The following is a 23,402-nucleotide window of genomic DNA, read 5'->3' as shown; positions in this document are numbered from 1 at the left end:
GAGGGTGACCGACCTCGACCGCGAGACCGCACCGAGCGCGCCGCCGACGGCTACGCCGACGACTGCGGCAACGACTGTGCCGACGACGCCGAGCGCACCGACCACGACGAGCGCGCCGGGCTCCGCCCACCGCTGGGGGCCGGGCCGGCGACGCCTCCTGCTGGGCGCCGGGATGCTGGTCTTCCCGGCGCTCACCGCCGTGGCCGTGAGTCAGGACGTCGCCGGGCCGGCCGCGTTCGCCGGATACGCCGTGGTCGCCGCGTTCTGCCTCTGCTACGTGCTGACCGCCCTCGCCCTCGAACGCGGCCGACGGCACCGGGTCACACTGCTGCTGGCGGTGATGACCGCCCTGTTCCTCGCCGCGCTCCCGTTCGCCCACGCGGACGCCTTCTACCTCGCCACCGTGGTCGTCTCGGCGGTCGCGGCCCTGTGGCGTCGGCAGGCCGCCCGGGTGGTGACCGTCGCCACGCTGGCCGCGTTCCTGGTGCCGTGGGCGGTGCGCCCCTGGCACACCGGGCCCGGCGGATTCCAGGCGCTGGCCCTGCTGTTCACCGCGCTCACCTGCGGCGCCTTCGCCGAACTGGCCGCCACCAACGGGGAGCTGGTCGCCGCCCGGGCCGAGGTGGCCCGGCTGGCCTCCGAGGCCGAACGCAACCGGATCGCCCGCGACCTGCACGACCTGCTCGGCCACTCGCTGACCGCGATCACCGTCAAGTCCCGCCTGGCGCAACGGCTGGCCGACAAGGACCCGGACCACGCGCTCGCCGAGATGGCGGCCGTGGAGACGCTCTCCCGGCAGGCGCTGTCCGACGTCCGCGCCGCCGTCACCGGCTACCGCGAGGTGACCCTCGCGGGCGAGCTGGCCCGCGCCCGCGAACTGCTGCGCGCCGCCGGGGTGGTGGCCGACCTGCCGACGGCGGCGGACGCGGTCGGGCCGGAGCACCGCGAACTGTTCGGCTGGGTACTGCGCGAGGGCATCACGAACACGGTCCGGCACGCCCGTGCCGCCCGTTGCTCGGTGGTGCTCACCGCGACCTCGGTGGAGATCCGCGACGACGGTCGGGGCGATCAGGGCGGCCCCGGCGGCCCCAGAGGCCAAGGCGGCCAAGGCGACGGCAAAGGCCTCACCGGCCTGCGGGAACGGGTCGCGGCGGCGGGCGGTACGGTCGAGGCAGGCCCGCTCGCCCCGCGCGGCTGGCGGCTGCTGGTCACCGTCCCGCCGGGCGGCTCCGACTCCCCTCCCGAAGGGACGACATGACGATCCGCCTGCTGCTCGCCGAGGACCAGGAGCTGGTGCGCACCGCGCTGCGCGCCCTGCTCGACCTGGAGGACGACTTCGAGGTGGTCGCCGCCGTCGGCCGCGGCGACCAGGTCGCGGAGGCGGCCCGCGAGCACGGGCCGGACGTCGCCCTGCTCGACATCGAGATGCCCGGACTGGACGGCCTGGCGGCGGCCGCCGTCCTGGCCCAGCAGGCGCCGGAGTGCCGGGTCGTCATCCTCACCACCTTCGGCCGCGCCGGCTACCTGCGCCGGGCCATGGAGGCGGGCGCGGTCGGCTTCGTGGTCAAGGACGCGCCCGCGGAGGTGCTGGCCGACGCCATCCGCCGGGTCGCGGCGGGGGAGCGGGTGGTGGACCCGGACCTGGCCGCCGCCACCCTCGCGGCGGGCACCTCCCCGCTCACCGCCCGCGAGCGCGACGTGCTGAACTCCTCCCGCCCGGGCGCCGGGGTCGCGGAGATCGCCGCGAAGCTCTACCTCTCCGAGGGGACGGTCCGCAACTACTTCTCCTCGGCCATCGCCAAGACCGGCACCCGCAACCGTACGGAGGCCCTGCGGGTCGCGGACGAGCGCGGCTGGCTCTGAGCCCGCGCCACCCTCGACCGCACCCGCACCCGCCCCCGCCGACGCGAAGCTCCCCTGGCCCGCAACACCGCAACACCGCAACACCGCAGCTCCGACAGCAATTAAGTCATTCGACTGTTTCGGTGCTGCCGTTCCCGTTCGATCCTGGCCGGGTGCCCACACGTCGGTGCTGGGCGGTCATCACGCCAGGAGGCCCCGCAGTGCCCGGTACGCCCGTCGTCTTCGTCCATGGAGCGTGGTTCCATGCGCTGTGCTGGGAGGCGTGGGCCCAGCGCTTCACGGCCCGGGGCTTCACCGTCGTGGCCCCGGGCTGGCCGGGCGAGCTTCCCACGGCCGACGAGGCGCGGCGCCGTCCGGACCGGCTCCCGGACCTCGGGCTGGCGGCACTGACCGAGCACTTCACGGGTGTCGTCGGGTCGTTCGACAGTCCGCCCGTGCTCATCGGGCACTCGGTGGGCGGGCTGATCGTGCAGCGGCTCCTCGCCGCGGGTCTCGGGCGTGCGGCCGTGGCCATCGCCTCGGCGCCCATCAACGGCGTGCCGCTGCCCGGCCCGCTCGCCGCGCTCGGAATGCCGCCCTGCGCCGGGTCGGCCGAGCCCTCGACCGAGTCGCCGGCCGGCCGCCCGGAGGCACAACTCGCGCTCTCGGGAGGGCAGTTCCGGCAGCTCTTCGCGAACACCTCCGACGAACGGGAAGCCGCGGAACTCTACGAGCGGTACGCCGTCCCGGCCCCGCGCCGACTGATCACCGAGGTGGGCGCCGGCGGCCGGTCCGAGCTGACTGCCGTGGACGTCGGCCGCAGGGCCCGCGGGCCGCTGCTCCTGATATCGGGCCAGGAGGACCTGCTCGTACCCGACGCGGTGACCCGCGCCGTCTACAAGCAGTACGGCGACTCCGCGGCGGTGACGGAGCTGAAGCAGTTCGCGGACCGCAGCCACACCCTGTTCGTGGACAGCGGCTGGCGCCCGGTCGCGGACCACGTCCTCGACTGGCTGGCCCGGCAGGACATCCGGGCGGACCGGCCGGGGAGTTGAGACCCCCTCCGGATGCCACGCACACGGATGCCACGCACACGTGAGCCACGCAGATGCCTTCACACACATGTACCTCCCGCACATGTGCCCCTCAGAGGAGGGTGTACACCACCGAGCGGTCCAGCTTCTGCCGCCCGACCCGCCCCTTGGCGACGAGCGTCTCAAGCGTGTTGCGCACCACCTGCGGGGTGGGCTCCCGGTCCGGGTGCGCGCGCATCAGCTCCGCCCGCAGCTCCTTCGCCGCGCAGGGCTCGGTGTGACCGCGCAGGAGGTCCAGCAGGAGTTCGGTGAGGAGCGGCTGCCGCGTCTTGCCGCGCGGCCGCGCCCCGGCGAGTACGGGTTCGCTCTGCGCCTGCTCGGGGAGGGGCGACGGCTCCGACAGTCCCTCGTACCGCTCGGCAAGGGTCAGGAGCTCCTCCAGGAGGGCCTCCTCCTGCTCCAGCCGCTTGATCTCCTCGGCCAACTCCCTTTGCCGGCGCCGGTTGTCCTCCAGGTCCGACGCGGCCTGCAGGACGTACCGCGATCGGCGGGTGGCGGCCGATTGGCTGGTCACAACGTTCACTCCCTCGTCGTAGCTGGTGCTGCGCATGGTACCCCCGAGAGGCGGACGGCAGCGGCCTGTCCGGGGCGCACGTGTGCGGCTCAGCCCGCGCCGGGGGCCGGGGCGTCACCCAGCGCGTCGCGCAGGGCGGCCCGGGAGGTGATGCCGAGCTTGGGGAACACCCGGTACAGGTGTGAGCTGACGGTACGGGGTGACAGGTGCATCCGCTCGCCGATCTCCTTGTTGGTCAGGCCGGCGGCGGCGAGGTCGGCGATCCGGTGCTCCTGCCAGGTGAGGGTGGCCAGGTGGGCGGAGGAGGCCCGCGCGGGCAGGCCTGAGGCGCGCAGTTCGGCCCGGGCGCGCTCGGCCCAGGCGGGGGCGCCGAGCCGCTCGAAGGCCTCCGTGGCCCGGGCCAGCGGCTGCCGGGCCGCCGCCGGCCCCCGGGAGTGCCGGGTCCGCACGCCGTGGGCGAGCCGGATGCGGGCCAGCTCGAACGGGAAGCGGACGGCGTCCGGCAGCGTCTCCACCAGCCCGAAGAGCTCGGCCGCCGCTTTCTCGTCGTCGGTCGTCATCGCCAGCGCGCCGTACGTCACCAGCGCCAGCCGGGGCGAGATGTCGGGCAGTCCGGCGTCGCGCGCGGCCAGCGCGTGCCGACGCGCCTGGTCCGCGCGCCCGGTATGCAGCGCCGCCTCGACGAGGTCGAGCAGGGTGCGGGACGCCTGGTGCGCGTACGGCGTGAAGGAGCCCGGGGTGGTGATGCCGATCGCGTACAGGTAGGCGGCCTCGTAGTCGCCCTCGCTCAGCGCGGCGGTCGTGCCGACGGAGTCCGCGATCTGGGTGAGGAACCCCACCCCGCGCGGTCGCGCCCAGGCGTCGACGGCGGCCTGCAGCTCGCGGGCCCGGTCCAGGCGGCCGCGCATGGCGGCGAGGAGCGCGAGGTAGGCGCGGCTGTGGTGGGCGAAGAGGTCGTGGTCGTGGTCCGTCGCCAGCTCCAGGCTGCGCAGCCCGCTCTGCTCCGCCTCGTCCCACTCGCCGACGGCCATCTGGTCGAGCATGATCAGGTGCAGCATCGTCATGCCGGCCGACATCGCGCCGGTCGTCACCTCGCGGTCGACGACGCGCTGCAGGTGCGGCCGGTACGGGCCGAGCGTGTCCAGGTGGTAGGCGGCGACGCCGAGGCGGGTGACGTCCCAGGGTTCGAGGTCCTGCCGGCCGGCGAACGCGGCCTCCAGGCGCTCCCGTGCCCCGGCGCCGTGCCGCACCACGTCGCTCCAGGCGTCGCGGTAGATCAGCGAGCGCGTCGGCACCAGGTCGCCCAGCCGGTCCAGGAACGCGCGGACCTCCTGCCATGCGGCGCCGTCGCTCGCGTACTGGCAGTTCGCCAGCAGCAGGTTGATCAGCCGGCTGACCGTCTCGCTGTCTTCCCGTGCGCTGTCTCGCCGCAGTCCGTCGGCCCGCACGCCGTCGACCCGCACGCCGTCGACCCGCACGCCGTCCTCCCGCAGGCCGTCGGCCCGCAGGGCCTCGATCGTGGCGATGATCCGGCGTCGCGAGGAGCGCACCTCCCCGTCCTGGTACAGCGCCAGATAGGCGGCGGCGAGCACTGCGGCGGGCGATTCGCCGCGGCCCGGGACGACGTCCGCGTGGGCCAGCCGCTGCGCCCGGTCGAGCAGGCCGGCCTGCCCGGCGAGGTAGGCCGCGTCGCCCAGCCGCCGGGAGCGGTCGGCGTGGTTCTCGCTGAGTTCCGCGGCCCGGACCAGCCAGGCCATCGCGGCGACCGCGCCGCCGCGCCGGGTCGCGGACTCGGCGGCCGCCTCCAGTTCGGCGGCGATCCGCTCGTCGGGGTCCACCGTGGCGGCAGCCAGGTGGGTGGCCCGGCGCTCGATGTCGTCCCGGTGGAAGCGGGCGAGCGTGGCGTGCGCCGCGCGGCGTTCGTTGGGGGTCGCCAGCTGGACCACGGTCGAGCGCACCAGCGGGTGGCGGAAGACGAAGTCGCCGCTGACCGGGTCGATGTCCAGCAGCCCGCCGAACGCCGCCTCGTCCGCGTCGGCCATCCGGTACCGGGCGCCGCGGGTGTGGCCCACCGAGGGCCCGGCCTCCACCCCGTCCAGCGCGCCGCGCAGCAGTTCCGCGCGCACCTCCGCGCCCAGGGCCTCGATGCGGGTGCCGTAGACGTGCTGGAGGCGGCGCGGCAGCGGGACGCCCCGATAGCCCCACGCCTCCTCGGCCCCGCGCGCGGGCCTGCCGCTCAGGTAGGGCGGCAGCTCCTGCAGGGCCAGCGGGTTGCCCTGCGCCTCCCGCAGGACGACCCGGCGCAACTGTGGGTCGAGGCCCGGGTGCTGCCGGTCCAGGAGCTGCCCGGCCGCCTCCTCCGACAGGGTCGGCACGAACAGTTCGGGCAGGGCCGCGGTGTCCAGCCGGGACGGGATGTCCGAGCGCAGCGCGACGAGGAGCTTCACCGAGCCGCCGCTGAGCCGGCGGCCCGCGAAACCGGCCACCTCGGCGCTGGCGGTGTCGAACCACTGCCCGTCGTCGAGGACCAGCAGCAGCGGCTTCTGCGAGGACGCCAGGGACAGCAGGTCGAGGACCGCGATGGCGAGGGTCATGACCGACGGCGGCTTCTCCTGACTCCGCCCGAACACGACGTCGAACACCCCGCGGTAGCCGCTGTCGAGACGGCTGAGCTGGGGGAGCAGCGGGTGCAGCAACTGGTGCAGGCCGGCGAACGGCAGGTCCGACTCGGCCTCGACGCCGGTCGCCCGGATCACCCGGTGGACCTTCGCGGCCGCGAGTTCGGCGGCGTGCTCGAGGAGCGCGCTCTTCCCGACCCCCGTCTCGCCCTTGAGGACGAGTGCCTGTCCCTGCGCGGACGTCACGAAGGAGGACAGTACGTCCCCCTCGTGCCGGCGGCCGACCATCGTCCGGACGGTCCTGGCCGGCTCGTTCACGGGCTCCCCCTACGACTACGGTCCACAGGAAGCCCAGCGCTGCCGTGTCCTTCCGCCATTTTCCCACGGGCGGAAAGGTGTTCCGATCAGGTTTTCGGCCGACGTCACCATCGGCTTCCCTCCACACATAGGTGTGACCTCGGGAGGGAGCGGCGCACACCAGTCATCTGACGGTTTGTTCCCCTCCGCCGCCCCGAACCGTACAGCCCCGCAGCGCCTCGCCCCGGCCCGCAGCGCCTCGCCCCGCCCCGCGTCGTTCCGTACCGCCCCGCGCCGGACCGTCGAGCGGGCCGTCGAGCGGCCCGTGACGTACGGGAACCTTCGGTCAAGTGACGGATGCTCCGGACCGGCCGGTTGCAGAACAGTCGAGGGGACGACGGGGATCCACGAGAGGGGAAGACCGCCCATGAGCGGCGAAGGGTTCGGACACGGCGGCTGCCGGGAGGCGTCGAAGGACGTCCTCGAGCTCTCACTGGACGTCCGGCGGGTGCTGGGACGGGTCGAGCGGCAGCCCCTACGGGCGGACTTCCGCTTCGATCGGGACACACCGGTCCTCGTGTCCGTCACGCTCACCCCGCCCCGGGGACGGAGCGTCACCTGGCGGATCAGCCGTGAGCTGCTGTACCGGGGTCTCTCCGAACCGAGCGGCGAGGGCGACGTCCGGATCTGGCCGGTGCCAGGCGAACGGGGCGAACTGGCCTGGCTACGGCTGGCGTCGAGGGAGACGAGCGCCGTCCTTGAACTGCCCGTCGCCGCGCTGGCGCAGTGGTTCGAGGCGACCTACCGGCTGGTGTCGGCGGAGCAGACGCGGAAGGCCGCCGAACTGGACTGGGAGGCCTTCGTCACGCAGCTGCGCACCGAGCCGTGACCGAGCGCCGTGACCGACGGCCGTGACCGAGGGCCGTGACCGACGCCGGCGGCCACGGCCGAGGGAGAGTCCGACGAGGGGTCTTCCCGGGTGGGGCGGATCAGGCCAGGCGGAGCACCAGCTTGCCGGTGTTCTCACCGCGGAACAGCATCCGGAAGGTCTCCGGGAAGTCGTCCACGGTGCCCTCCACCACCTGCTCCTTCACCGTGATCCGGCCGTCGCCGATCCAGCCCGCGATCTCGGCGGTCGCCTCCGCGTACCGGCGGGCGTAGTCGAACACCACGAAGCCCTCCATCCGCGCCCGCCGCACCAGCAGCGACAGGTAGTTGGACGGGCCCTCGACGGCGCTCTCGTTGTTGTACTGGCTGATCGCCCCGCAGATCACCACCCGGGCGTGCATGGCGAGGCGGGTCAGCGCGGCGTCCAGGATCGGCCCGCCGACGTTGTCGAAGTAGACGTCGATGCCGTCCGGGGCGTGGGTGCGCAGCGCCTTGCGGACGTCGTCGGCGCGGTAGTCGATCGCCGCGTCGAAGCCCAGCTCCTCGGTGAGCAGCGCGCACTTCTCGGGACCGCCCGCGATGCCGATCACCCGGCAGCCCTTCACCTTGGCGATCTGCCCGACGATGCTGCCGACCGCCCCGGCGGCGCCGGAGACCAGCACGGTCTCGCCCTCCTTGAGCGCCCCGACGTCCAGCAGCCCGAAGTACGCCGTCATACCGGGCATCCCGAGGGCGCCGAGGTAGGTGGACAGCGGTGCGAGCGCGGGATCCACCGTCATCGCGCCCTTGCCGTCGGACACCGCGTACTCCTGGACCCCGAAGGCGCCGACCACGTGGTCCCCGACCCGGAACTTCGGGTGGTTCGACGCGACGACCTCGACCACCGAGCCCGCCCGCATCACCTCGCCCAACCCGACCGGCGGCAGGTACGACGGCCGGTCGTCCAACCACCCGCGCATCGCCGGATCCAGTGACACGTACCGCGTCCGCCCCAGGAACTCCCCGTCCCCGGGCACCCCGACCGCCTCACTCCCGTGCGTCCAGTCCTCCGCCCGCACCTCCCCGACCGGCCGCCGGGCAAGGCGGATCTGGCGGTTGACTGCGATGTCTCCGGTGTCTCCGGTCATGACGTCTCCTGGGGTGTGCACGCGGCTCTGGAACCCGACGCACCCGATTCTAAGCAAGCGCTTATTCATCTGACCAGAGCCGATGACCCACGGAGACCCGTAGGAACGCCCGGAGGTCGAGTCCGCCCGACCTGCCGGCCCTCGGAGATCTTCGGCCGGTCAGCCTTCCCCGGGCGCCGCGGCGGGGCGCCAGCCGAGGGCCGGTCCGAGCCGGGTCGCGAGGTCGGTGAGGATCTGTACGTAGTCCCGGTGCTCGAAGGTGAACGGCAGCGCGAAGGCGACCTCGTCGACCTCCCGGTACCCGGCGTGGGCGTGCAGCCGCTCGACGAGCTCCGCGGTCGTGCCGACCAGGTCGGGGGCGAACAGGAGCCGGGCCGGCCCCTGTGGGGCGTGCGTGCGCGGGGCGCGGGCGTACGCCTCGTACTTGGCGCGCTGTTCGGGCGTGGCGCTGTCGGTGGGGATGACCACCAGACTCTGGGAGACCCGGGCCCGCTCGCCGTCGGGGTGGCGTTCACGGAAGGCGTGGATCTGCTCGGCCTGGATCGCGGCGAAGTCGAGCGGCCGGTCGTCCGGCTCGGTCTTCATCACGCTGCTGGTGAGCAGGTTGAGCCCCTGTCCGCCGGCCCAGCGGGCGGAGCGCAGGCTGCCGGCGCCGTACCAGAGGCGGGAAACGAGGCCGGGGGAGTGCGGCTGGACCCGGCGGGAGTACACCTCGACGCCTTCGGTGCCGGCGAAATCGGAGGCGTCCTTGCCGCGGATCAGGGCGAGGAGGCGTTCGGCACGGCGGGGGCTGAAGTCCTCGTGCTCGCCGGTGTCGGGGTAGAGCGCGTCGCGTACGTGCTTGTAGTTGGGTGGGCGGGCCGACACTGAAGCCGGGGTTGAGCCGGCCACCGGACAGGATGTCCACGGTGGCGAGGTCCTCGGCGAGCCGGAGCGGGTTCTCCCAGCCGAGCGGGGTGACGGCGGTGCCGAGCTGGATGCGGCTGGTGCGCTGGGTGGCGGCGGCGAGGACGGCGACGGGGGAGGAGATCCCGTACTGGAGGTGGCGGTGGCGCAGCCAGGCGCTGTCGAAGCCGAGCTGCTCGGCGAGGGTGATGAGGTCCAGGGTGGACTCGTGGCCCCGGCGCGGGTCCGCCTCGTCGAAGAGCCCGATGGTCAGGAAGCCGAGTCTGCGCAGCGGGCGGGGGTCCGGCATGGTGGGCGGCTCCGCTGGGTGTGAGGCGGCCCGGGGGAGGGCCGGACGGTCCGTGCCCTCCGCACGTAGCGCCCGCCCCTCGGCCCGACAAGATCGGCAATGCGATCCGGACACCCGGCTGCAACGAGGCGCAACCGGGCGCAGCGGGACGCAACCGGGCGCCATGCGGCGCCATGTGGCGTCACGCGACATTACGCGCGGAGGGCCCCCGCCCGGGCGGGGGCCCTCCGTACGGCGGTCGTCAGCAGCTGCGCAGCTCCGGGCTCTGGTTGCGGATCTGGTTGTGCAGCGAGGTGAACTCGCGGTACGCCTCGCTGTCCTCGGAGCCGGGCCGGAAGGCGCCGACGCGGTGGCAGTTGACGAAGGCGAGCTTCACTCCGAAGTGGTCCTCCAGGCTGCCCCGGATGGCGTTGCTGGCGAGCGCGCGCAGCAGCTGGGCCCGCTGCTCGTCGCTGGGCGTGGTGTTGTCGGTGGTGAACTCCTCGTCACCGTCCGCGAGTTCGGTGCTGAGCCCGGCGACGACCTGGTAGGCGTAGGGGAGCGAGGCCCGGACGGTGGCCAGGAAGTCGGCCTCGTCGACGCGGCCCTCCCGGGCCTGGTCGAGGAGGGCGGGGGAGACGTCGAGCGACATGGGTGTCCTCTTTCGGGGGGTGCCGGGAGTGGCGTACGTGGGCATCGGTGCGCAAACACCTGCCCGCGATGGTTATCGAAGATGAAAACCATTGCGGTTAAGATTTCGGTATCCCCGACGCCCTGTCAAGTGCCGCCCCCCGAAGGGCTGACATCCGCCTCCGGCAGCCGGCGGACCTTGATGACGAGCGAGGCGATCACCACGGCGAGCGCCGCGAAGACGAGGCCCAGCTGGAAGGCGCTCGCGATGCCGTGCACCAGTACCTGTGAGGAGTACGGCTCGGGCAGCTGCCCGGTCGCCTTGAAGCGGAGGGCCTCCTGCGGGGTGGCCTGCTGGAGGAACTTCCCGACCTGCTGGCGGGCCTCGTTGCGGCTGGCGGTGCCGTACACCGTGACCAGGATCGAGAGGCCCAGCGAACCGCCCACCTGCTGGGTGGTGTTGAGCATGCCGGTGGCGGCGCCGGTCTCGTGCGGGGCGACCCGGGAGACGGCGGTGAGCATCACCGGGACGAAGATCGAGCCCATGCCGAAGCCGAACAGCAGGGTCGGCCCGAGGATGCCGCCGACGTAGCTGGTGTTGATGTCGATCCGGGTGGCCCAGGTGACTCCGGCCAGCACCAGGACCGAGCCGGTGACCAGGAACGGCTTCGGGCCCCACCGCAGTTGGTTGCGGGCGGCGAACTGGGCGGCGGCGATGATGGCCACGCTGATCGGCAGGAACGCGAAGCCGGCCCGCAGCGGGCTGAAACCGAGGATCTCCTGCACGAACAGGGTGATGAAGAAGAAGATGCTGAACATCGCCGCGGCCACGCAGAGCATCAGCCCGTACGCGCCGGAGCGGTTGCGGTCGCGGAACAGGTGCAGCGGGGTGATCGGCTGTGTCACGCGCCGCTCGTTGAGCACGAAGGCCGCCAGCAGGGCGACGGCGAGGCTGAACGCGGTCAGCGTCACGGTGTCCGTCCAGCCGTGCTCGGCGGCGCGGATGAAGCCGTACACCAGCGAGACCATGCCCGCGGTGGAGGTGAAAGCGCCGGTGAGGTCGAACCGTCCGGGGTGGCGTTCGGACTCGTTGATGTAGAGCGGCGCCAGGAGCGCGATCGCGATGCCGATCGGCACGTTGACGAAGAACACCCACCGCCAGGACAGCCAGGACGTCAGCATGCCGCCGAGCAGCAGCCCGATCGCGCCGCCCGCGCCCGCGACGGCGGAGAACACGCCGAAGGCCCGGTTGCGGTCCGGGCCCTCCTTGAAGTTGGTGGCGATCAGTGCCAGCGCGGTCGGCGAGGCGATCGCGCCGCCCAGCCCCTGCAGGGCCCGCGCGGCCAGCAGCCAGGCGGAGGACTGCGCGACCCCGCCGAGCAGCGAGGCCAGGCTGAACACCAGCACACCGACGACGAACACCCGCCGACGGCCGAGGATGTCGCCCGCCCGGCCGCCGAGCAGCAGCAGCCCGCCGAAGGTCAGGGTGTAGGCGTTGATGACCCAGGACAGGTCGGTGGTGTTGAACTTCAGCGCCTGCTGGATGTGCGGCAGCGCGATGTTCACGATCGTGATGTCCAGGACGACCATCAGCTGGGTGGCCGCGATGACGGTGAGGGCTATCCCTGGATGCTGGCCCCGACGTGCGGTCGCGGGCGGAGCCGTGGCCAGGGCACGCGAGGTGGCCATGGCAGGTTCCCCAATGGCTCGGGAGCGAACGAGTGGAAGGGGGACGGATTCGTTCACCAACCTCGACAGTATCCCCAGGAGATAGGGAACACAACCGTTCATTACGGACAAGCGGTGATTTCCGGACAACCGTCGATCGGGGGTGTAAACCCCGTCCCGGCCATGGCGGGTCATCGGGCAAGACCTCTTGCCGGCCCGGAGCTCGCAACACGAGACTGTTCGCCCTCGGCGAGTCGGTCAGGCCGGCTGGTCGCGGTGGGCAGCTTCGCTCTCCACGCTCAGGCCCTTGCGCGTGCGCTGGAGCATCTGGACCAGCAGCCCCTCCGACGGGCGCCGCTCGGCCAGCAGCCGGTTGCAGTGGAGGTGGACGTAGCTGCCGAGCAGCCGGTCGCGGTCCGTGGCGAGCCGCCCGGCAGCCTCCAGTTCGGACAGCCGGTCGACGGCCTCGGCGAGCGCGCTGCGGCGCTGTGCCAGGATCGTCTGCACCGCGCCGCCCAGCAGGGCCGGGCCCTGCGGTGTGCCGAGCAGGGTGCGCAGGCGCCGCTGGCGCACGCGGTAGTCCTCGCCGGCCTGGCGGCGGGCGGAGTCGTAGAACTGCCGGGCCTGGTCGGTGTACCAGTGCAGGCGCTCATCGGCGTCGAGGCCGAGCCCGGCGAGCAGGTCGTCGGTGCTGACGGCGGCGAGCTCGGTGAGGTCGCCGCCGTCCGCGCCGTCCGGGGCGTCCGAGCCGTCCGGGTTGTCCACGGCGGACGGGCCGTCCGCGAGGGGCTGGGTGTGTGCCGGCCCGGTCTCGGCGAGCAGCCGCATCACGGCCCGGCTGTCGGCGCAGAAGATCTGCTCGCTGACGTCGGTTCCCTCCGAACCGCCGTACCGCTCGAGTTCACGGTCGTAGGTGTCGATGACCAGCCGGGAGACCAGGCCCTCATCGGTGAGCCGGGCGGCGAGCCGGGCGATCTCCGGGAGCAGGTGCCGGGTCAGGGCCTCCTGGTCGCCCTTCCAGCGCAGGCGCAGGTGCGGGTCCGGGTCCGCGTACCGGATGAAGAACCACTGCTGCGCGAGCCCGGAGACCTCGGCCATCTCGCACAGGTGCCTGAGGGGGCCGGCCAGGAGGCCGTTCTCCTGGTCGTGGTCGCAGTAGAGCTTGGCGAACAGCCAGTCGCTTCCCGGCAGGCGGAGCCGGTCCCGGATCGGGACGGGGCGGTCGTCGCCGCGCGCGACCGTCGGCGCGGGCCCGGTCTGCGGTACGGCCTGAGGTACCGCCTGTGGTCCGGGTGTCGTCCGCGTCGCCGTCCCCGGGGCCACCCGCCTGCCCGCCTGCCCGTCCGCACGCCCGTCCGCCCGTGCTGCCGCCTGCGGGCGAAGGACGAGTGGTGCCACGAGCTCGCTCATGAAGACGCCGTCCGCACCGGGCACCCACGCGTCGGCGGTGTCGGGCAGTGCCTCCTGGAGCACGAGCAGCCCGGCCCGGCTGCTGCGGGCCTCGGCGCGCAGTTGTTCGACCTGGGCGGGGTCGTCGAGGTCGAGCAGCAGCCGGTTGTCGGCCACGGTCAGGTAGAGGCGCGCCGGGACCGACCACTGCGTGCGCCAGGCGGCCACGTGGGCGGCGAAGGCCTCGGCGCCGGCCGGCCGGCCCTCGCCGCCGTCGAGGGCCGGGCGCAGCAGCCAGCGGGCGGGGGCCAGCACGATCCGGCCGTACTGCACTCTGGGCAGGAACGGGAAGCCGGCCGCCGGGCCCCAGTCGAAGGCCGCGAACTCGGGTGAGCCGTCCCGGGCGACCTCGTCGAGGAAGCGGCAGACGGCGGGCGCCTGATGGGTGTTGAGCATGTGGCGCGCGGTCGGGCGCAGCACGGCGTCGAGCCGCCGAGACCGGAGCCGGTAGCGGTCGTGGAGGATGCCGACCAGGATGTCGTCGAGCGGCACGACCCGCTCGGCGGGCACCCCGGCGGGGACGTCGAGGACGATCTCGTGCTCGTGGACGGCGGGGCGCACGACGACGTTCGCCATCCGGTGGTTCGCGGGGAGGTAGACGACCTCGGCGGGCAGGGCGGCGTCGGCGCGGGCCCGGCTCTCGGCTTCGCCCAGGGCGCGCAGTGCCGCCGGGCCCTGCGGCGCGAGGAGGTCGGCGAACCGTCCGAGCGAGCGGCCGGCGCTGCTGGCGCCCAGGTTGGGTCCGACGACCAGGAGGAAGTCCCCGCGGTCCACGGCCTCGGGGGAGGCGGCGGCGACGAAGGCGGACAGCTCCAGGGAGAGCGGCGCGGGTACGGGTTCGGTCGACGGGTCCCGGGTCTGGAGGTCGGCCAGCAGGGCGTCGGTCAGTTCGACGACGCGCTGCCCGTCCCGCAGGGCGCCGAGGGCGAGGTCGGTGAGTGCGTTCGCGCGCCGGGCGGCCACCTCGGGCGGCAGCGCCTGACGGGCGCCGTGCGCGTGTGCGAGCGGGCCGATCCCGGTGTGCTCGTCCAGCAGCTCCAGCAGGGGCACCTCCCGGTCGTGGCCGTAGCGCTGGGTGAACGCGCCCCGGTGGGCCGACAGTTCGGCGCAGCCCAGCGGCTGCGGCGACAGGCGCAGGAGCAGCTCGGCCGCCTGGGCGCAGGCCTCGCCGACGTGGGCGGTGAGCCGGTCGCCGGCCACGGGCCGGGCCATGTCGGTCTGGAACGCCGGTCCGTCGGCCGGGTGGACGGCCTTCGCACGCTGGGCGATGCCGCGGGCCCGCTTCGGTGCCTCGTCCGCCGGGGCGCTGTCGAGATCGGCCATCTCGGCGAGCAGGTCGGCGAGTCGGCCGGCTGTGCGGGCGCAGGCGGGGCGGTCGGCGAGGCGGCCGCGCAGCTCGTCGGCCGGTTCGGTGGTGGTGAGGGCGGCGCGCAGGTCCGTGACCAGGAGGCGCTGGCGCCACAGGTCGGTGAGCAGCCGGTCGACCTGCTCGGGACTGCCGCCCGTGTGGTCCAACAGGTGGCGGCGCAGCGCCGCGTACGGGACGGGGCGGCGGGCGGCGCGCAGTGCCTCGCGTACGGCGGTGGTGAGGCGGACCGAGCCGGTGCTCTGCGCGGGTCCGCCGTCGGCCAGGGCGAGCCGGCCGTGGCGCTCGACCGCGTGGGCGCCGACCGCCCACCGGCTGTCGGCGCGGGCGGCTGGGTCGTCGTCCAGGGTGAGGCACAGGTCGGTCAGCCAGCCCATGTCCGGGCGTGTGCGGATGCGGTCGGCGTCGTTGCGCACGGACAGTGTGGTGCGCTCGCCCCAGCCCGCGAGGGACACGGCGGCGAACGCGCCGTACGGGGTGGGCCGGGTGCTCATCCGGATCAGGTAGCGGGCCAGCTTCAGCTCGGCCCGGGCGGCGTCGCGCGGGCTCGCCCCGGGGCGCTGCAGTGCTTCGAGCAGGTCGGGGCTGGCGATGGCCAGGGCCCGGCGGATGCGCGGGTCGGCGAGGGCGTCGCGGGGGTTCGCGGTGGTGGCGGCGCCCGGTCCGCGGGCAGGCAGCAGGGGGGTGCGGACGATCAGCCAGGGGGCCGGTTCGTAGAGGGGGGCGGGGCTGCGGCGGTGCGGCGGGGCCGCGTCGGCGGCGGCGCGGGTGTTCACGGGCGCTGCCGGGGCCGGGTCGGGGCTCGGGGCCGGCGTCATGACAGCGCCACGGCGCGGTCCCACACCGGCTCCTGGTCCGTCGCGGCGGCGAGCAGGACGAGGGCGACCCCGGCCGCCCCGTCGAGGAAGCCGGGCTGGTCGACGAGATTGCCCGCCGGCTCCACCGTCGCGATCCCCATCGGCCGTGACGGGTCGACGTGCGCCAGGATCTGCTCGGTGAGAGCGACGGCGGCCTCGGTGAACACAGGCAGCCCGGTGTCGTCGGCGAAGCGGAGCGTCACCTGGAGGAGCCCGGCGACGCCGTGGCAGAAGGTCGGGGAGTCGATGCCGCGCTCGGGGACGGGCCGACGGTAGACGGCCTCCATCGCCTGCACCGCCGCGCCGCACAGGCCGTCGTCGCCGAGCGCGCTGCCCGCCAGCCACAGCGCCCTGGCGATCCCCGGGCTGCCGTAGCACCACGCACTGCGGGTGGCGTGGTGCGCGCGGCCCTCGCGCAGGCCGGGCCCGCCGTCGACCAGCGGGACGACGGCGGGCCAGTTCGGCCCGGCCGCGTCGTCCACCCGGTGGGCCGACAGCCACTGGGCCGGCTCGCGGACGGCCGGTTCGAGGCCCTCGACCACGGCCCCGCTGCGGACGGCCAGGGCCAGCACCGCCAGCGGGCCCGGGATGCCGTGCGCCAGACCGCAGTTGAGGTTGCCGAACGGATAGGAGCGGGCCTGCTCCTCGTCATGGAGCAGCGCCACCGGGGTGTACCAGGCGGGCGGGTGCCCACCGGAGCGGGCGAGGCCCACGAGAGCGCGCAGCACCTGCGGGAGCGCCGGATGCGCGGGCCGGTCCGCACCGGAGGGCAGCAGGTGGGTGGCGATGCCGCTGAGGCCCGAGATGAGGTCGAAGGCCGACACCGGCACGCCCCTGCTCCCGCGCATGGCCGCCGCCGCGGACAGGCTCACCGCCGCGATCCGGCCGTCGAGGACCTGGCGCAGGCGCCGGTAGCCGCGACCGCCGCCCAGCACCGCCGCGCAGAACGCGACACCGCTCAGCCCCCCGAACACGCTCGGCGGGGCGCTGCCGCGCCGCTCCAGCGCGGCCACCGAGCGCGCGAGGTGCGCGTGCCCGGTGCGGTCCCAGCCCTCGGCGGGGAAGCAGCGGTGCAGCTGGGCGCAGAGCAGGGCCTGGCCGGTGTCGCCCTGCGCCAGCGACACGGGGTCCCAGCGCACCGATCCGGGGAACGACGTCTGCCGGGCGGCGAGTTCGATCGCCGCCCGCACGCGCGGGGGGTCGGTGGCCCGGTCGGCGATCAGCCGGGCGGCTTCGAGCGCACGTGCCCCGGCCGCCGGCCCCAGCCGGGGTGTCCAGCCGTCGCGGCCCTGCGCCGCCGGCGCGGGCGGTGTGGGCGAGGCCGTGCCGAATGCCGTCACATCCGGCATTGCGGGTTCGGTCCGCAGGTGAACACGTGCGGGTTGCAGGTGTCGCGGGTTTCGCACAGGTGGCACGTGGCCTGGCCACAGGTGGCGCAGGTCCCTCTGCCGCAGGTGATGCAAGTGAACCCGCCGCAGGTCACGCAGGTGGCTTCGCCGCAGGTGACGCAGGTGGCTCCGCCGCAGGTGACGCAGGTGTTGTCCTCACCGCACGTGGCGCAGGTGTTCTCACCACAGGTGGCGCAGGTCTGGCAGGTCTGGCAGGTCCTGCGGAGGGTGGCGCATACCGTGTCGTCGGTGCACTGGCACGTGTGCGGCTTGCAGCCGGTGTTGAATTCCGTCGGGCAGTCGAAGTCGGTGCCGCAGGCGAAGTCGGTGTGACAGGGGGCCCCGGTCTCCGGCCCGAGGGGCTGCATGCCCGTCGGGCGTGGCTGCCCCAGGCGGAGGTCGAGGTCGAACTCGTCCACGGGAGCGGCCGATTCCACGCGGGTGAAGTGCACGGTCGCGTCGCGACGCAGGGTGACCTTCGTCGCGTCGAGTCCGACGAACGGCGGCTGGTCGGTCGCGACGGTCTCCACCGAGAGCACGTCCGCGGAGGCGAACTCGGCGTAGTAGTCGAGCTGTTTGTTGAAGTACAGGCGCCGGAATCCGGTGCGGTCGCTGTCGCCCAGCAGGCCACTGAGGGTCAGCGTCTTGGCCGGCCGCTCGGATGGGTCGGAGAGGTTCCTTGCCACGAAGTCGTCCTGTGGGCGGTCGCCGATGCCGCTGGGCCCACCGGGTTCGGAGTTCTTGTCGGCCATGTCAACCTCGGGTGCTACTGATGAGGTTCCGCGCTTCCACGGCGGCGCCGGTTGCACAGGGTGCGGGTTCCCGTGGTGTACGGTCCGGGCCAGCCGGACGGCGGCGTCACCGGCGGGAGGCCGCCGTCCGCGTCAGACCGTCGGCCTGTCAGTGGTCCTGCCGCATGCCGGAGCTTGCGAGGAGACGGGCCCGGGACGAGAAACCGCACTGTCCGTGTTGACTCTGCGTCACGCTCGGTCCTGTCTCCTCTTTCCATTGTGGGCCCGCTTGCCCGTACCCGCACGGGCCCGTGGGCGGGGTGACGACGGATCCCGGAGCCGTCACCGAGGAGGTGCACCGAGGCGGCCTTGCCCTGTGATCCGATGGATACCGGGGAATCTGATACTGGCCCCCGCCGTCTGCCTCGTACCGGCGCTGGTCGCGGCCGGCGCGCGGTGTGGTGCCGGAGATGACGAAATTCTGACGGAACGCCCCGGTCGCTGGCCGTGGCCCGCCCTGAGCTGGTCGAATCGGGGCGTGACGAGAGAAGTGGAACATCCCAAGGGCAGTCCGGTGGGCCGGCGGGTCGTGCTGGGCCTGCTCGGGCTCGGTGCGGCCGGCGTGGCGGTCGGCCCGTACCTGCAGCGTGCCGAGTCGGCGTTGGCCGAGCGGGATCCGAGTGGACTCAGCGGGCTGTTGCCGGGCAACAACGGCTTCCGCTACTACTCGGTGGTGACCTCCGTCCCCGGGCGGGACGCCGCGAACTACGCGCTCACGGTGGACGGACTGGTGGAGCGCCCCACCACCCACCGGCTGGCCGATCTGCAGGCGATGCCGCAGCGGCGGCTGGTCAAGGACGTCCAGTGCGTCACCGGCTGGCGGGTGCCGAACACCCCGTTCGAGGGCGTGCCGCTGGCCCACCTCCTGGACGCCGCGGGGGTGAAGGACGGGGCGAAGGCCGTGCGCTTCAACTGCTTCGACGGCGAGTACACCGAGAGCCTGACCCTGGAGCAGGCACGCCGGGACGACGTGCTGGTGGCGCTGCGCATGCAGGACAATCCGATCTCGCACGACCACGGCGGGCCCGTGCGGCTGTACGTCGCGCCGATGTACTTCTACAAGTCCGCGAAGTGGCTGTCGGGGATCACCGTCACCGGCTCGGTGGAGCCGGGTTACTGGGAGCAGAACGGTTATGACGTCGACGCCTGGGTCGGCCGGTCGAACGGGCGGGACGATGCGCCGACGAGTTGAGCCGATCCTCCGCTTCACCCGGACCGAGCGCTGGGTGCACCGTACGACCGCCGCGCTGATGGGCGTCTGCCTGGCCACGGCCGCCTTCCTCTACCTGGCGCCGCTCGCCACGCTGGTCGGCAACCGGCCGCTGGTCGTCACCGTGCACGTGTGGTGCGGCGTAGCCCTGCCGGTGCCGCTGCTGCTCGGGCTGGCGTCCCGTGCGCTGCGGGCGGACGTCGCCCGGCTCAGCCGGTTCGTGCCGGCGGACTGGGCGTGGCTGCGGGCCGTCCGGTGGCGCTCCTGGGACCGGCCGGCGGGCAAGTTCAACGCCGGGCAGAAGCTGTACGCGCAGTGGACGCTCGGGTCGATGCTGGTGATCGTCGGCACCGGGTTGCTGATGTGGCTCACCCACCTCGCCCCGCCGTCCTGGCGGACCGGCGCGACCTTCGTCCACGACTGGCTGGCCGCTGCCATTGCGATCGTGGTCGCCGGGCACGTCCGGATGGCCTGGCGGGATCCTGAGGCCCGGCGCGGGATGCGGACCGGGCTGGTGGAGCGTGGCTGGGCCGAGCGCGAGCACCCGCACTGGCAGGCCGCGGACGCGGAGCCGGAGTAGGCCGGGGGAGCCGTCGTCGCGCGCCGAGCGCCCGCCGATCGACCGCCCGGAACCGGCGGCGGGGTGACGTGTCGTCAACGCCAGGTAGCGGGCCCGTGGGCGGCCGGTGTGGAACGCCACCAGGGGGCGGACGGCGTGCCGCCGGCCCGGAAGGCGGCTTCCGGGCCGGCGGCACGGGGGCGTCAGCCCGTGATCGGCTTCAGCGCGGCGGTCATCGTCGCCGCCATCCCGGAGGTGCCGTTGTAGGAGCCGACGGTGGCGTCGTCGCGGGCGTTGACGATGTCGTCCCCGGCGACCTGGTTGCGGTCGCCGACGATCACGGTCCCGTAGTTGCCCCCGGCGGCCTGGGCGGCGTCCATGGCTGCTCCGGCCACCCCGGCCGCGCCGCTCGCGCCGTTGTGGGAGCCGACGGTGGCGTCGTGGCCGGCGTTGATGATGTCGTAGCCGGCGACCTGGTTGTCGTCGCCGACGATGACCGTCCCGTGGTTGCCGCCGGAGACGACCTCGGCGCTCGCGGCGGTCGGCACAGCAGCGAGACCGGCGGCGGCGAGGAGGATCAGCGTCCGGGTGATGCAACGATTCATGAGGGATTTCTCCGCTTCTGTCAGTAGATGTCCATGTGTGGGCGAAGGTGACAGTAGGCGCTGCCCCTCGGGGCGGCGGGCGATGATCCGCCGCCCGTGGCGTGTCGGACGGGGTCACCGGGGCCGGTCGAGGCCACCTGTCCGAGCCGACACTTCGGCACCGGGCCCTGACGGGTTGACCCGTCCGGGTGGTCGGCGGCGCGGCACGCCGGGAACCGGGGGGAGCGGCGGGCTAGGGTCGGCGGGGCCGGTCCGCCCCACCACGGGAGAACGATGCCGAGGGTCCCCAGTCTCCGCTCACGGTGGGCGCGTGCCGCCGCCGGACTGGCCGTGGTCGCGTCCGCCCTGACGGGCTGCGGGAGCGGCGGGCAGGGTGGCCCGGTCGCGCTGAACTGGTACAACTTCCCGGACGACTCGGGCGCCCTCCAGCAGGCCGCCGACCGCTGCGGGCAGCAGTCCGGCGGGCGCTACACGATCCACTACAACAAACTGCCCCGCGGCGCGGACGGCCAACGCCAGCAGCTGGTGCGCCGGATGGCGGCGCACGACGCCGACGTGGACATCCTGGGCCTCGACGTCACCTGGCCCGCCGAGTTCGCCGAAGCCGGCTGGATCCGCGAGTGGACCGGGGCGATGCGCGAGCGGGCCACCGCCGACACGCTCGACGCGGCGGTGCGCACCGCGACCTGGCGAGGCCGGCTGTACGCCGTGCCGTACAACTCCAACACCCAACTGCTCTGGTATCGCGACGACTTGGTGGACGCCCCGCCCGGGACGTGGGCGGAGATGCTTGCCAAGGCCGAAGAGCTGGCCCGCGCGGGCAAACCGCACTACGTGGAGATCCAGGGCGCCCAGTACGAGGGACTGACGGTCTGGTTCAACACCCTCGTCACCAGCGCGGGCGGCTCGATCCTCACCCCCGACGCGCAGGCACCCGCGCTCGGGGCCCCCGCCGTCACCGCCGCCACGGTGATGCACGACCTGGCGACCTCCGCGGCCGCCGACCCCTCGCTGCCCAACCAGATGGAGGACCAGAACCGGCTCGCCATGGAGTCCGGCACGGCCGCCTTCGAAATCAACTACCCCTTCGTCTACCCCTCCATGAAGGCCAACCAGCCCAAGCTGTTCCCGCACTTCCGCTGGGCCCCGTACCCCGCCGTCACCCCCGACCGCCCCGCCAGCGTCACCATCGGCGGGATCGACCTCGCGGTGGGCGCCTACAGCCGGCACGCCGACCTCGCCTTCGAGGCCACCCTGTGCCTGCGCGACCGGGACAACCAGCTCACCAACGCCCTGAAGGGCGGCCTCCCGCCGTCCCTGCGCAGCCTCTACCAGGCGGCGGAACTCACCCAGAGCTACCCCTTCGCCGCCGACGTGCTCACCGCCCTCGACTCCGCGAGCATCCGGCCGCAGACCCCGGCCTACCAGAACGTCTCCATCGCCATCTCGCACACCCTCTCCCCGCCCGCCGACATCCACCCGGACAAGGACGTGGCCGACCTCCGCGGGCAGATCCAGGACGCCCTCGGCTCGAAGGGGCTGATTCCGTGACACCACCCACCGGAGCCCGCGACGCGGCCGCCCCCGCCCCGGCCGTCCACACCCCGGCCGGGCGCTCCCGCGGCGCCCGCCAGGAACGCCGGCTCGGCCTGCTGCTCTGCGCACCCGCGGTCATCGTGATGCTGGCCGTCACCGCCTACCCCATCGGCTACGCCCTCTACCTCTCGCTGCAGCGCTACGACCTGCGCTTCCCCGAACAGGCGCACTGGGTCGGGCTCGCCAACTACGGCGCCGTGCTGACCTCGAACTTCTGGTGGCAGGCGCTCGGCGTCACCGTGCTGATCACCGCGGTGTCGGTCGCCGTCGAACTGGTCCTCGGACTGGCACTCGCCCTGGTGATGCACCGCGCCGTCTTCGGACGCGGCACCGTCCGCACCGCGGTCCTGGTGCCGTACGGGATCGTCACCGTCGTCGCCGCCTACTCCTGGCAGTACGCCTGGACACCCGGCACCGGCTACCTGGCCGCCCTGCTGCCCGAGGGCAGCGCCCCGCTGACCGAACAGTGGCCCGCCATCGGCCTGATCATCCTCGCCGAGGTGTGGAAGACCACCCCGTTCATGGCCCTGCTCCTGCTCGCGGGCCTTGCCCTGGTGCCCGACGAGACCGTCCGGGCGGCCATGGTGGACGGCGCGACGTTCGGACAACGGCTGCGCCTGGTCATCCTGCCGCTGATGAAACCGGCCATCCTGGTCGCCCTGCTCTTCCGCACCCTGGACGCCTTCCGGATCTTCGACAACATCTACGTCCTCACCGGCGGCTCCAACGGCACCGGATCGGTCTCGATCCTCGGCTACGACAACCTCTTCACCGCGCTCAACCTCGGCATCGGCTCGGCGATCTCCGTCCTCATCTTCGGCTGCGTCGCGCTCATCGCCCTGGTCTTCGTCAAACTGTTCGGCGCGGCCACGCCGGGCGCCGAACCGGAGCACCGATGAGCACCCGCCACACCCGCGCGCTGACCGGCTGGGGCATCGCCAACCTGGTCGTCGTCCTCTACGCGCTCTTCCCGGTCTGGTGGATCGTCGCCCTCTCCTTCAAGGACCCCAGCACCCTCTCCGACGGCGACTTCGTGCCGCGCACCTGGACCTGGACCAACTACCGCGGCATCTTCCAGACCTCGGAGTTCACCCGGGCCCTGGTGAACTCGATCGGGATCGCGGTGATCGCCACCACCATCGCCGTCGTCCTCGGCACCATGGCGGCCTACGCGGTGGCCCGGCTGCGCTTCCCCGGCAAGCGGCTGCTGATCGGGGTGTCCCTGCTGATCGCGATGTTCCCGCCGATCTCGCTGGTCTCACCGCTGTTCAACATCGAACGGGTGCTCGGCCTCTTCGACACCTGGGCCGGATTGATCATCCCCTACATGACCTTCTCGCTGCCGCTGGCGATCTACACACTGTCGGCGTTCTTCCGGGAGATCCCCTGGGACCTGGAGAAAGCCGCCAAGGTCGACGGCGCCACACCATGGCAGGCGTTCCGGCTGGTCATCGCCCCGCTGGCGGCACCCGGCGTGTTCACCACCGGCATCCTCGTCTTCATCTTCTGCTGGAACGACTTCCTGTTCGCCATCTCGCTGACCTCCACCATCTCGGCCCGGACCGTACCGGCCGCCATCGCCTTCTTCACCGGGAGCTCCCAGTTCGAGCAGCCGACCGGCTCGATCGCGGCCGCCGCCGTGATCATCACGATCCCGATCGTGGTCTTCGTGCTGCTGTTCCAACGCCGCATCGTCGCCGGGCTCACCGCCGGCGCAGTCAAAGGTTGA

At 73.3% G+C, this 23,402-nt stretch carries 18 protein-coding genes and 1 pseudogene; 9 read left to right on the top strand and 10 right to left on the bottom strand.

Annotated features, from left to right (window positions below):
* Window positions 1-4 precede the first annotated feature (4 nt).
* The 3 genes from ACIBEC_RS20545 to ACIBEC_RS20535 all read left to right on the top strand — a co-directional run bounded on the left by ACIBEC_RS20545 (window position 5) and on the right by ACIBEC_RS20535 (window position 2,897).
* On the top strand, window positions 5-1,258 hold the full coding sequence (locus ACIBEC_RS20545; RefSeq protein ID WP_360501826.1) for a histidine kinase: 1,254 nt from the start codon (window positions 5-7) through the stop codon (window positions 1,256-1,258).
* A complete protein-coding gene (locus ACIBEC_RS20540) occupies window positions 1,255-1,863 on the top strand; it encodes a response regulator transcription factor (RefSeq protein WP_360501829.1) in 609 nt (202 codons plus the stop codon). Before ACIBEC_RS20545 ends, ACIBEC_RS20540 begins: the two co-directional genes overlap by 4 nt.
* Window positions 1,864-2,063: 200 nt before the next feature.
* Window positions 2,064-2,897 carry an alpha/beta fold hydrolase gene (locus ACIBEC_RS20535; RefSeq protein WP_360501831.1) on the top strand — a complete coding sequence of 278 codons (834 nt, stop codon included), beginning with the start codon at window positions 2,064-2,066 and terminating at the stop codon, window positions 2,895-2,897.
* Between the two features lie 91 nt (window positions 2,898-2,988).
* Here ACIBEC_RS20535 and ACIBEC_RS20530 read toward each other — a convergent pair whose 3' ends face one another.
* Both ACIBEC_RS20530 and ACIBEC_RS20525 read right to left on the bottom strand, forming a co-directional pair.
* On the bottom strand, window positions 2,989-3,450 hold the full coding sequence (locus ACIBEC_RS20530; RefSeq protein WP_360501834.1) for a hypothetical protein: 462 nt from the start codon (window positions 3,448-3,450) through the stop codon (window positions 2,989-2,991).
* Between the two features lie 89 nt (window positions 3,451-3,539).
* Window positions 3,540-6,356, bottom strand: a complete 2,817-nt coding sequence (locus ACIBEC_RS20525; RefSeq protein WP_360502011.1) for an AAA family ATPase — start codon at window positions 6,354-6,356, stop codon at window positions 3,540-3,542.
* 436 nt (window positions 6,357-6,792) lie between these two features.
* Between ACIBEC_RS20525 and ACIBEC_RS20520 the strand changes: the two genes are divergently transcribed.
* Complete coding sequence (locus ACIBEC_RS20520; protein ID WP_360501837.1) at window positions 6,793-7,254, top strand: SsgA family sporulation/cell division regulator; 462 nt, start codon at window positions 6,793-6,795, stop codon at window positions 7,252-7,254.
* Window positions 7,255-7,354: 100 nt separating this feature from the next.
* On the opposite strand, the gene ACIBEC_RS20515 is transcribed toward ACIBEC_RS20520, so the two are convergent.
* The 7 genes and pseudogenes from ACIBEC_RS20515 to ACIBEC_RS20485 form a co-directional block, all read right to left on the bottom strand.
* Entirely contained in the window at window positions 7,355-8,380 is a 1,026-nt protein-coding gene (locus ACIBEC_RS20515) for an NADP-dependent oxidoreductase (RefSeq protein WP_360501839.1), read from the bottom strand.
* Between the two features lie 159 nt (window positions 8,381-8,539).
* A pseudogene (locus ACIBEC_RS20510) lies at window positions 8,540-9,575 on the bottom strand (LLM class flavin-dependent oxidoreductase).
* Between the two features lie 241 nt (window positions 9,576-9,816).
* Window positions 9,817-10,206: an SCO5389 family protein gene (locus ACIBEC_RS20505; protein WP_360501842.1), complete on the bottom strand. Its 390-nt coding sequence runs from the start codon at window positions 10,204-10,206 to the stop codon at window positions 9,817-9,819.
* A gap of 125 nt (window positions 10,207-10,331) precedes the next feature.
* Window positions 10,332-11,873, bottom strand: coding sequence for an MFS transporter (locus tag ACIBEC_RS20500; RefSeq protein WP_360501844.1), 1,542 nt, complete (start codon window positions 11,871-11,873; stop codon window positions 10,332-10,334).
* Window positions 11,874-12,110: 237 nt separating this feature from the next.
* Window positions 12,111-15,485 carry a lantibiotic dehydratase gene (locus tag ACIBEC_RS20495; protein WP_360501847.1) on the bottom strand — a complete coding sequence of 1,125 codons (3,375 nt, stop codon included), beginning with the start codon at window positions 15,483-15,485 and terminating at the stop codon, window positions 12,111-12,113.
* Window positions 15,482-16,864: a lanthionine synthetase C family protein gene (locus ACIBEC_RS20490; RefSeq protein ID WP_360501849.1), complete on the bottom strand. Its 1,383-nt coding sequence runs from the start codon at window positions 16,862-16,864 to the stop codon at window positions 15,482-15,484. The genes ACIBEC_RS20495 and ACIBEC_RS20490 overlap by 4 nt, the downstream gene beginning before the upstream one ends.
* Entirely contained in the window at window positions 16,861-17,664 is an 804-nt protein-coding gene (locus ACIBEC_RS20485; RefSeq protein WP_396288246.1) for a hypothetical protein, read from the bottom strand. Before ACIBEC_RS20485 ends, ACIBEC_RS20490 begins: the two co-directional genes overlap by 4 nt.
* A 517-nt stretch (window positions 17,665-18,181) precedes the next feature.
* Here ACIBEC_RS20485 and ACIBEC_RS20480 point away from each other — a divergent pair.
* Together ACIBEC_RS20480 and ACIBEC_RS20475 are read left to right on the top strand one after the other, a co-directional pair.
* Complete coding sequence (locus ACIBEC_RS20480) at window positions 18,182-18,895, top strand: molybdopterin-dependent oxidoreductase (protein ID WP_360501854.1); 714 nt, start codon at window positions 18,182-18,184, stop codon at window positions 18,893-18,895.
* Window positions 18,879-19,493, top strand: a complete 615-nt coding sequence (locus ACIBEC_RS20475) for a cytochrome b/b6 domain-containing protein (RefSeq protein WP_360501855.1) — start codon at window positions 18,879-18,881, stop codon at window positions 19,491-19,493. Before ACIBEC_RS20480 ends, ACIBEC_RS20475 begins: the two co-directional genes overlap by 17 nt.
* Window positions 19,494-19,675: 182 nt before the next feature.
* Here ACIBEC_RS20475 and ACIBEC_RS20470 read toward each other — a convergent pair whose 3' ends face one another.
* A complete protein-coding gene (locus tag ACIBEC_RS20470) occupies window positions 19,676-20,077 on the bottom strand; it encodes a hypothetical protein (RefSeq protein WP_360501858.1) in 402 nt (133 codons plus the stop codon).
* Window positions 20,078-20,350: 273 nt separating this feature from the next.
* Between ACIBEC_RS20470 and ACIBEC_RS20465 the strand changes: the two genes are divergently transcribed.
* The 3 genes from ACIBEC_RS20465 (at window position 20,351) to ACIBEC_RS20455 (ending at window position 23,402) form a co-directional block, all read left to right on the top strand.
* Complete coding sequence (locus ACIBEC_RS20465) at window positions 20,351-21,628, top strand: ABC transporter substrate-binding protein (protein WP_360501860.1); 1,278 nt, start codon at window positions 20,351-20,353, stop codon at window positions 21,626-21,628.
* Between the two features lie 98 nt (window positions 21,629-21,726).
* Window positions 21,727-22,572: a sugar ABC transporter permease gene (locus tag ACIBEC_RS20460; RefSeq protein ID WP_360502014.1), complete on the top strand. Its 846-nt coding sequence runs from the start codon at window positions 21,727-21,729 to the stop codon at window positions 22,570-22,572.
* On the top strand, window positions 22,569-23,402 hold the full coding sequence (locus tag ACIBEC_RS20455; RefSeq protein WP_360501863.1) for a carbohydrate ABC transporter permease: 834 nt from the start codon (window positions 22,569-22,571) through the stop codon (window positions 23,400-23,402). The genes ACIBEC_RS20460 and ACIBEC_RS20455 overlap by 4 nt, the downstream gene beginning before the upstream one ends.

The sequence above is a fragment of the Kitasatospora sp. NPDC051164 genome (assembly GCF_044455625.1).
Taxonomy (GTDB): domain Bacteria; phylum Actinomycetota; class Actinomycetes; order Streptomycetales; family Streptomycetaceae; genus Kitasatospora.
Note: the sequence above shows the minus strand (reverse complement) of the source record. Positions and strands in the feature narration are given on the sequence as shown.

Bases quoted from the DNA above. Each gene is read 5' to 3' on its own strand.
- ACIBEC_RS20465 (WP_360501860.1), top strand. From the start codon at position 20,351: ATGCCGAGGGTCCCCAGTCTCCGCTCACGGTGGGCGCGTGCCGCCGCC.
- ACIBEC_RS20495 (WP_360501847.1), bottom strand. From the start codon at position 15,485: ATGACGCCGGCCCCGAGCCCCGACCCGGCCCCGGCAGCGCCCGTGAAC.
- ACIBEC_RS20470 (WP_360501858.1), bottom strand. From the start codon at position 20,077: ATGAATCGTTGCATCACCCGGACGCTGATCCTCCTCGCCGCCGCCGGT.
- ACIBEC_RS20525 (WP_360502011.1), bottom strand. From the start codon at position 6,356: ATGGTCGGCCGCCGGCACGAGGGGGACGTACTGTCCTCCTTCGTGACG.
- ACIBEC_RS20485 (WP_396288246.1), bottom strand. From the start codon at position 17,664: ATGGCCGACAAGAACTCCGAACCCGGTGGGCCCAGCGGCATCGGCGAC.
- ACIBEC_RS20475 (WP_360501855.1), top strand. From the start codon at position 18,879: ATGCGCCGACGAGTTGAGCCGATCCTCCGCTTCACCCGGACCGAGCGC.
- ACIBEC_RS20540 (WP_360501829.1), top strand. From the start codon at position 1,255: ATGACGATCCGCCTGCTGCTCGCCGAGGACCAGGAGCTGGTGCGCACC.
- ACIBEC_RS20505 (WP_360501842.1), bottom strand. From the start codon at position 10,206: ATGTCGCTCGACGTCTCCCCCGCCCTCCTCGACCAGGCCCGGGAGGGC.
- ACIBEC_RS20500 (WP_360501844.1), bottom strand. From the start codon at position 11,873: ATGGCCACCTCGCGTGCCCTGGCCACGGCTCCGCCCGCGACCGCACGT.
- ACIBEC_RS20520 (WP_360501837.1), top strand. From the start codon at position 6,793: ATGAGCGGCGAAGGGTTCGGACACGGCGGCTGCCGGGAGGCGTCGAAG.
- ACIBEC_RS20515 (WP_360501839.1), bottom strand. From the start codon at position 8,380: ATGACCGGAGACACCGGAGACATCGCAGTCAACCGCCAGATCCGCCTT.
- ACIBEC_RS20455 (WP_360501863.1), top strand. From the start codon at position 22,569: ATGAGCACCCGCCACACCCGCGCGCTGACCGGCTGGGGCATCGCCAAC.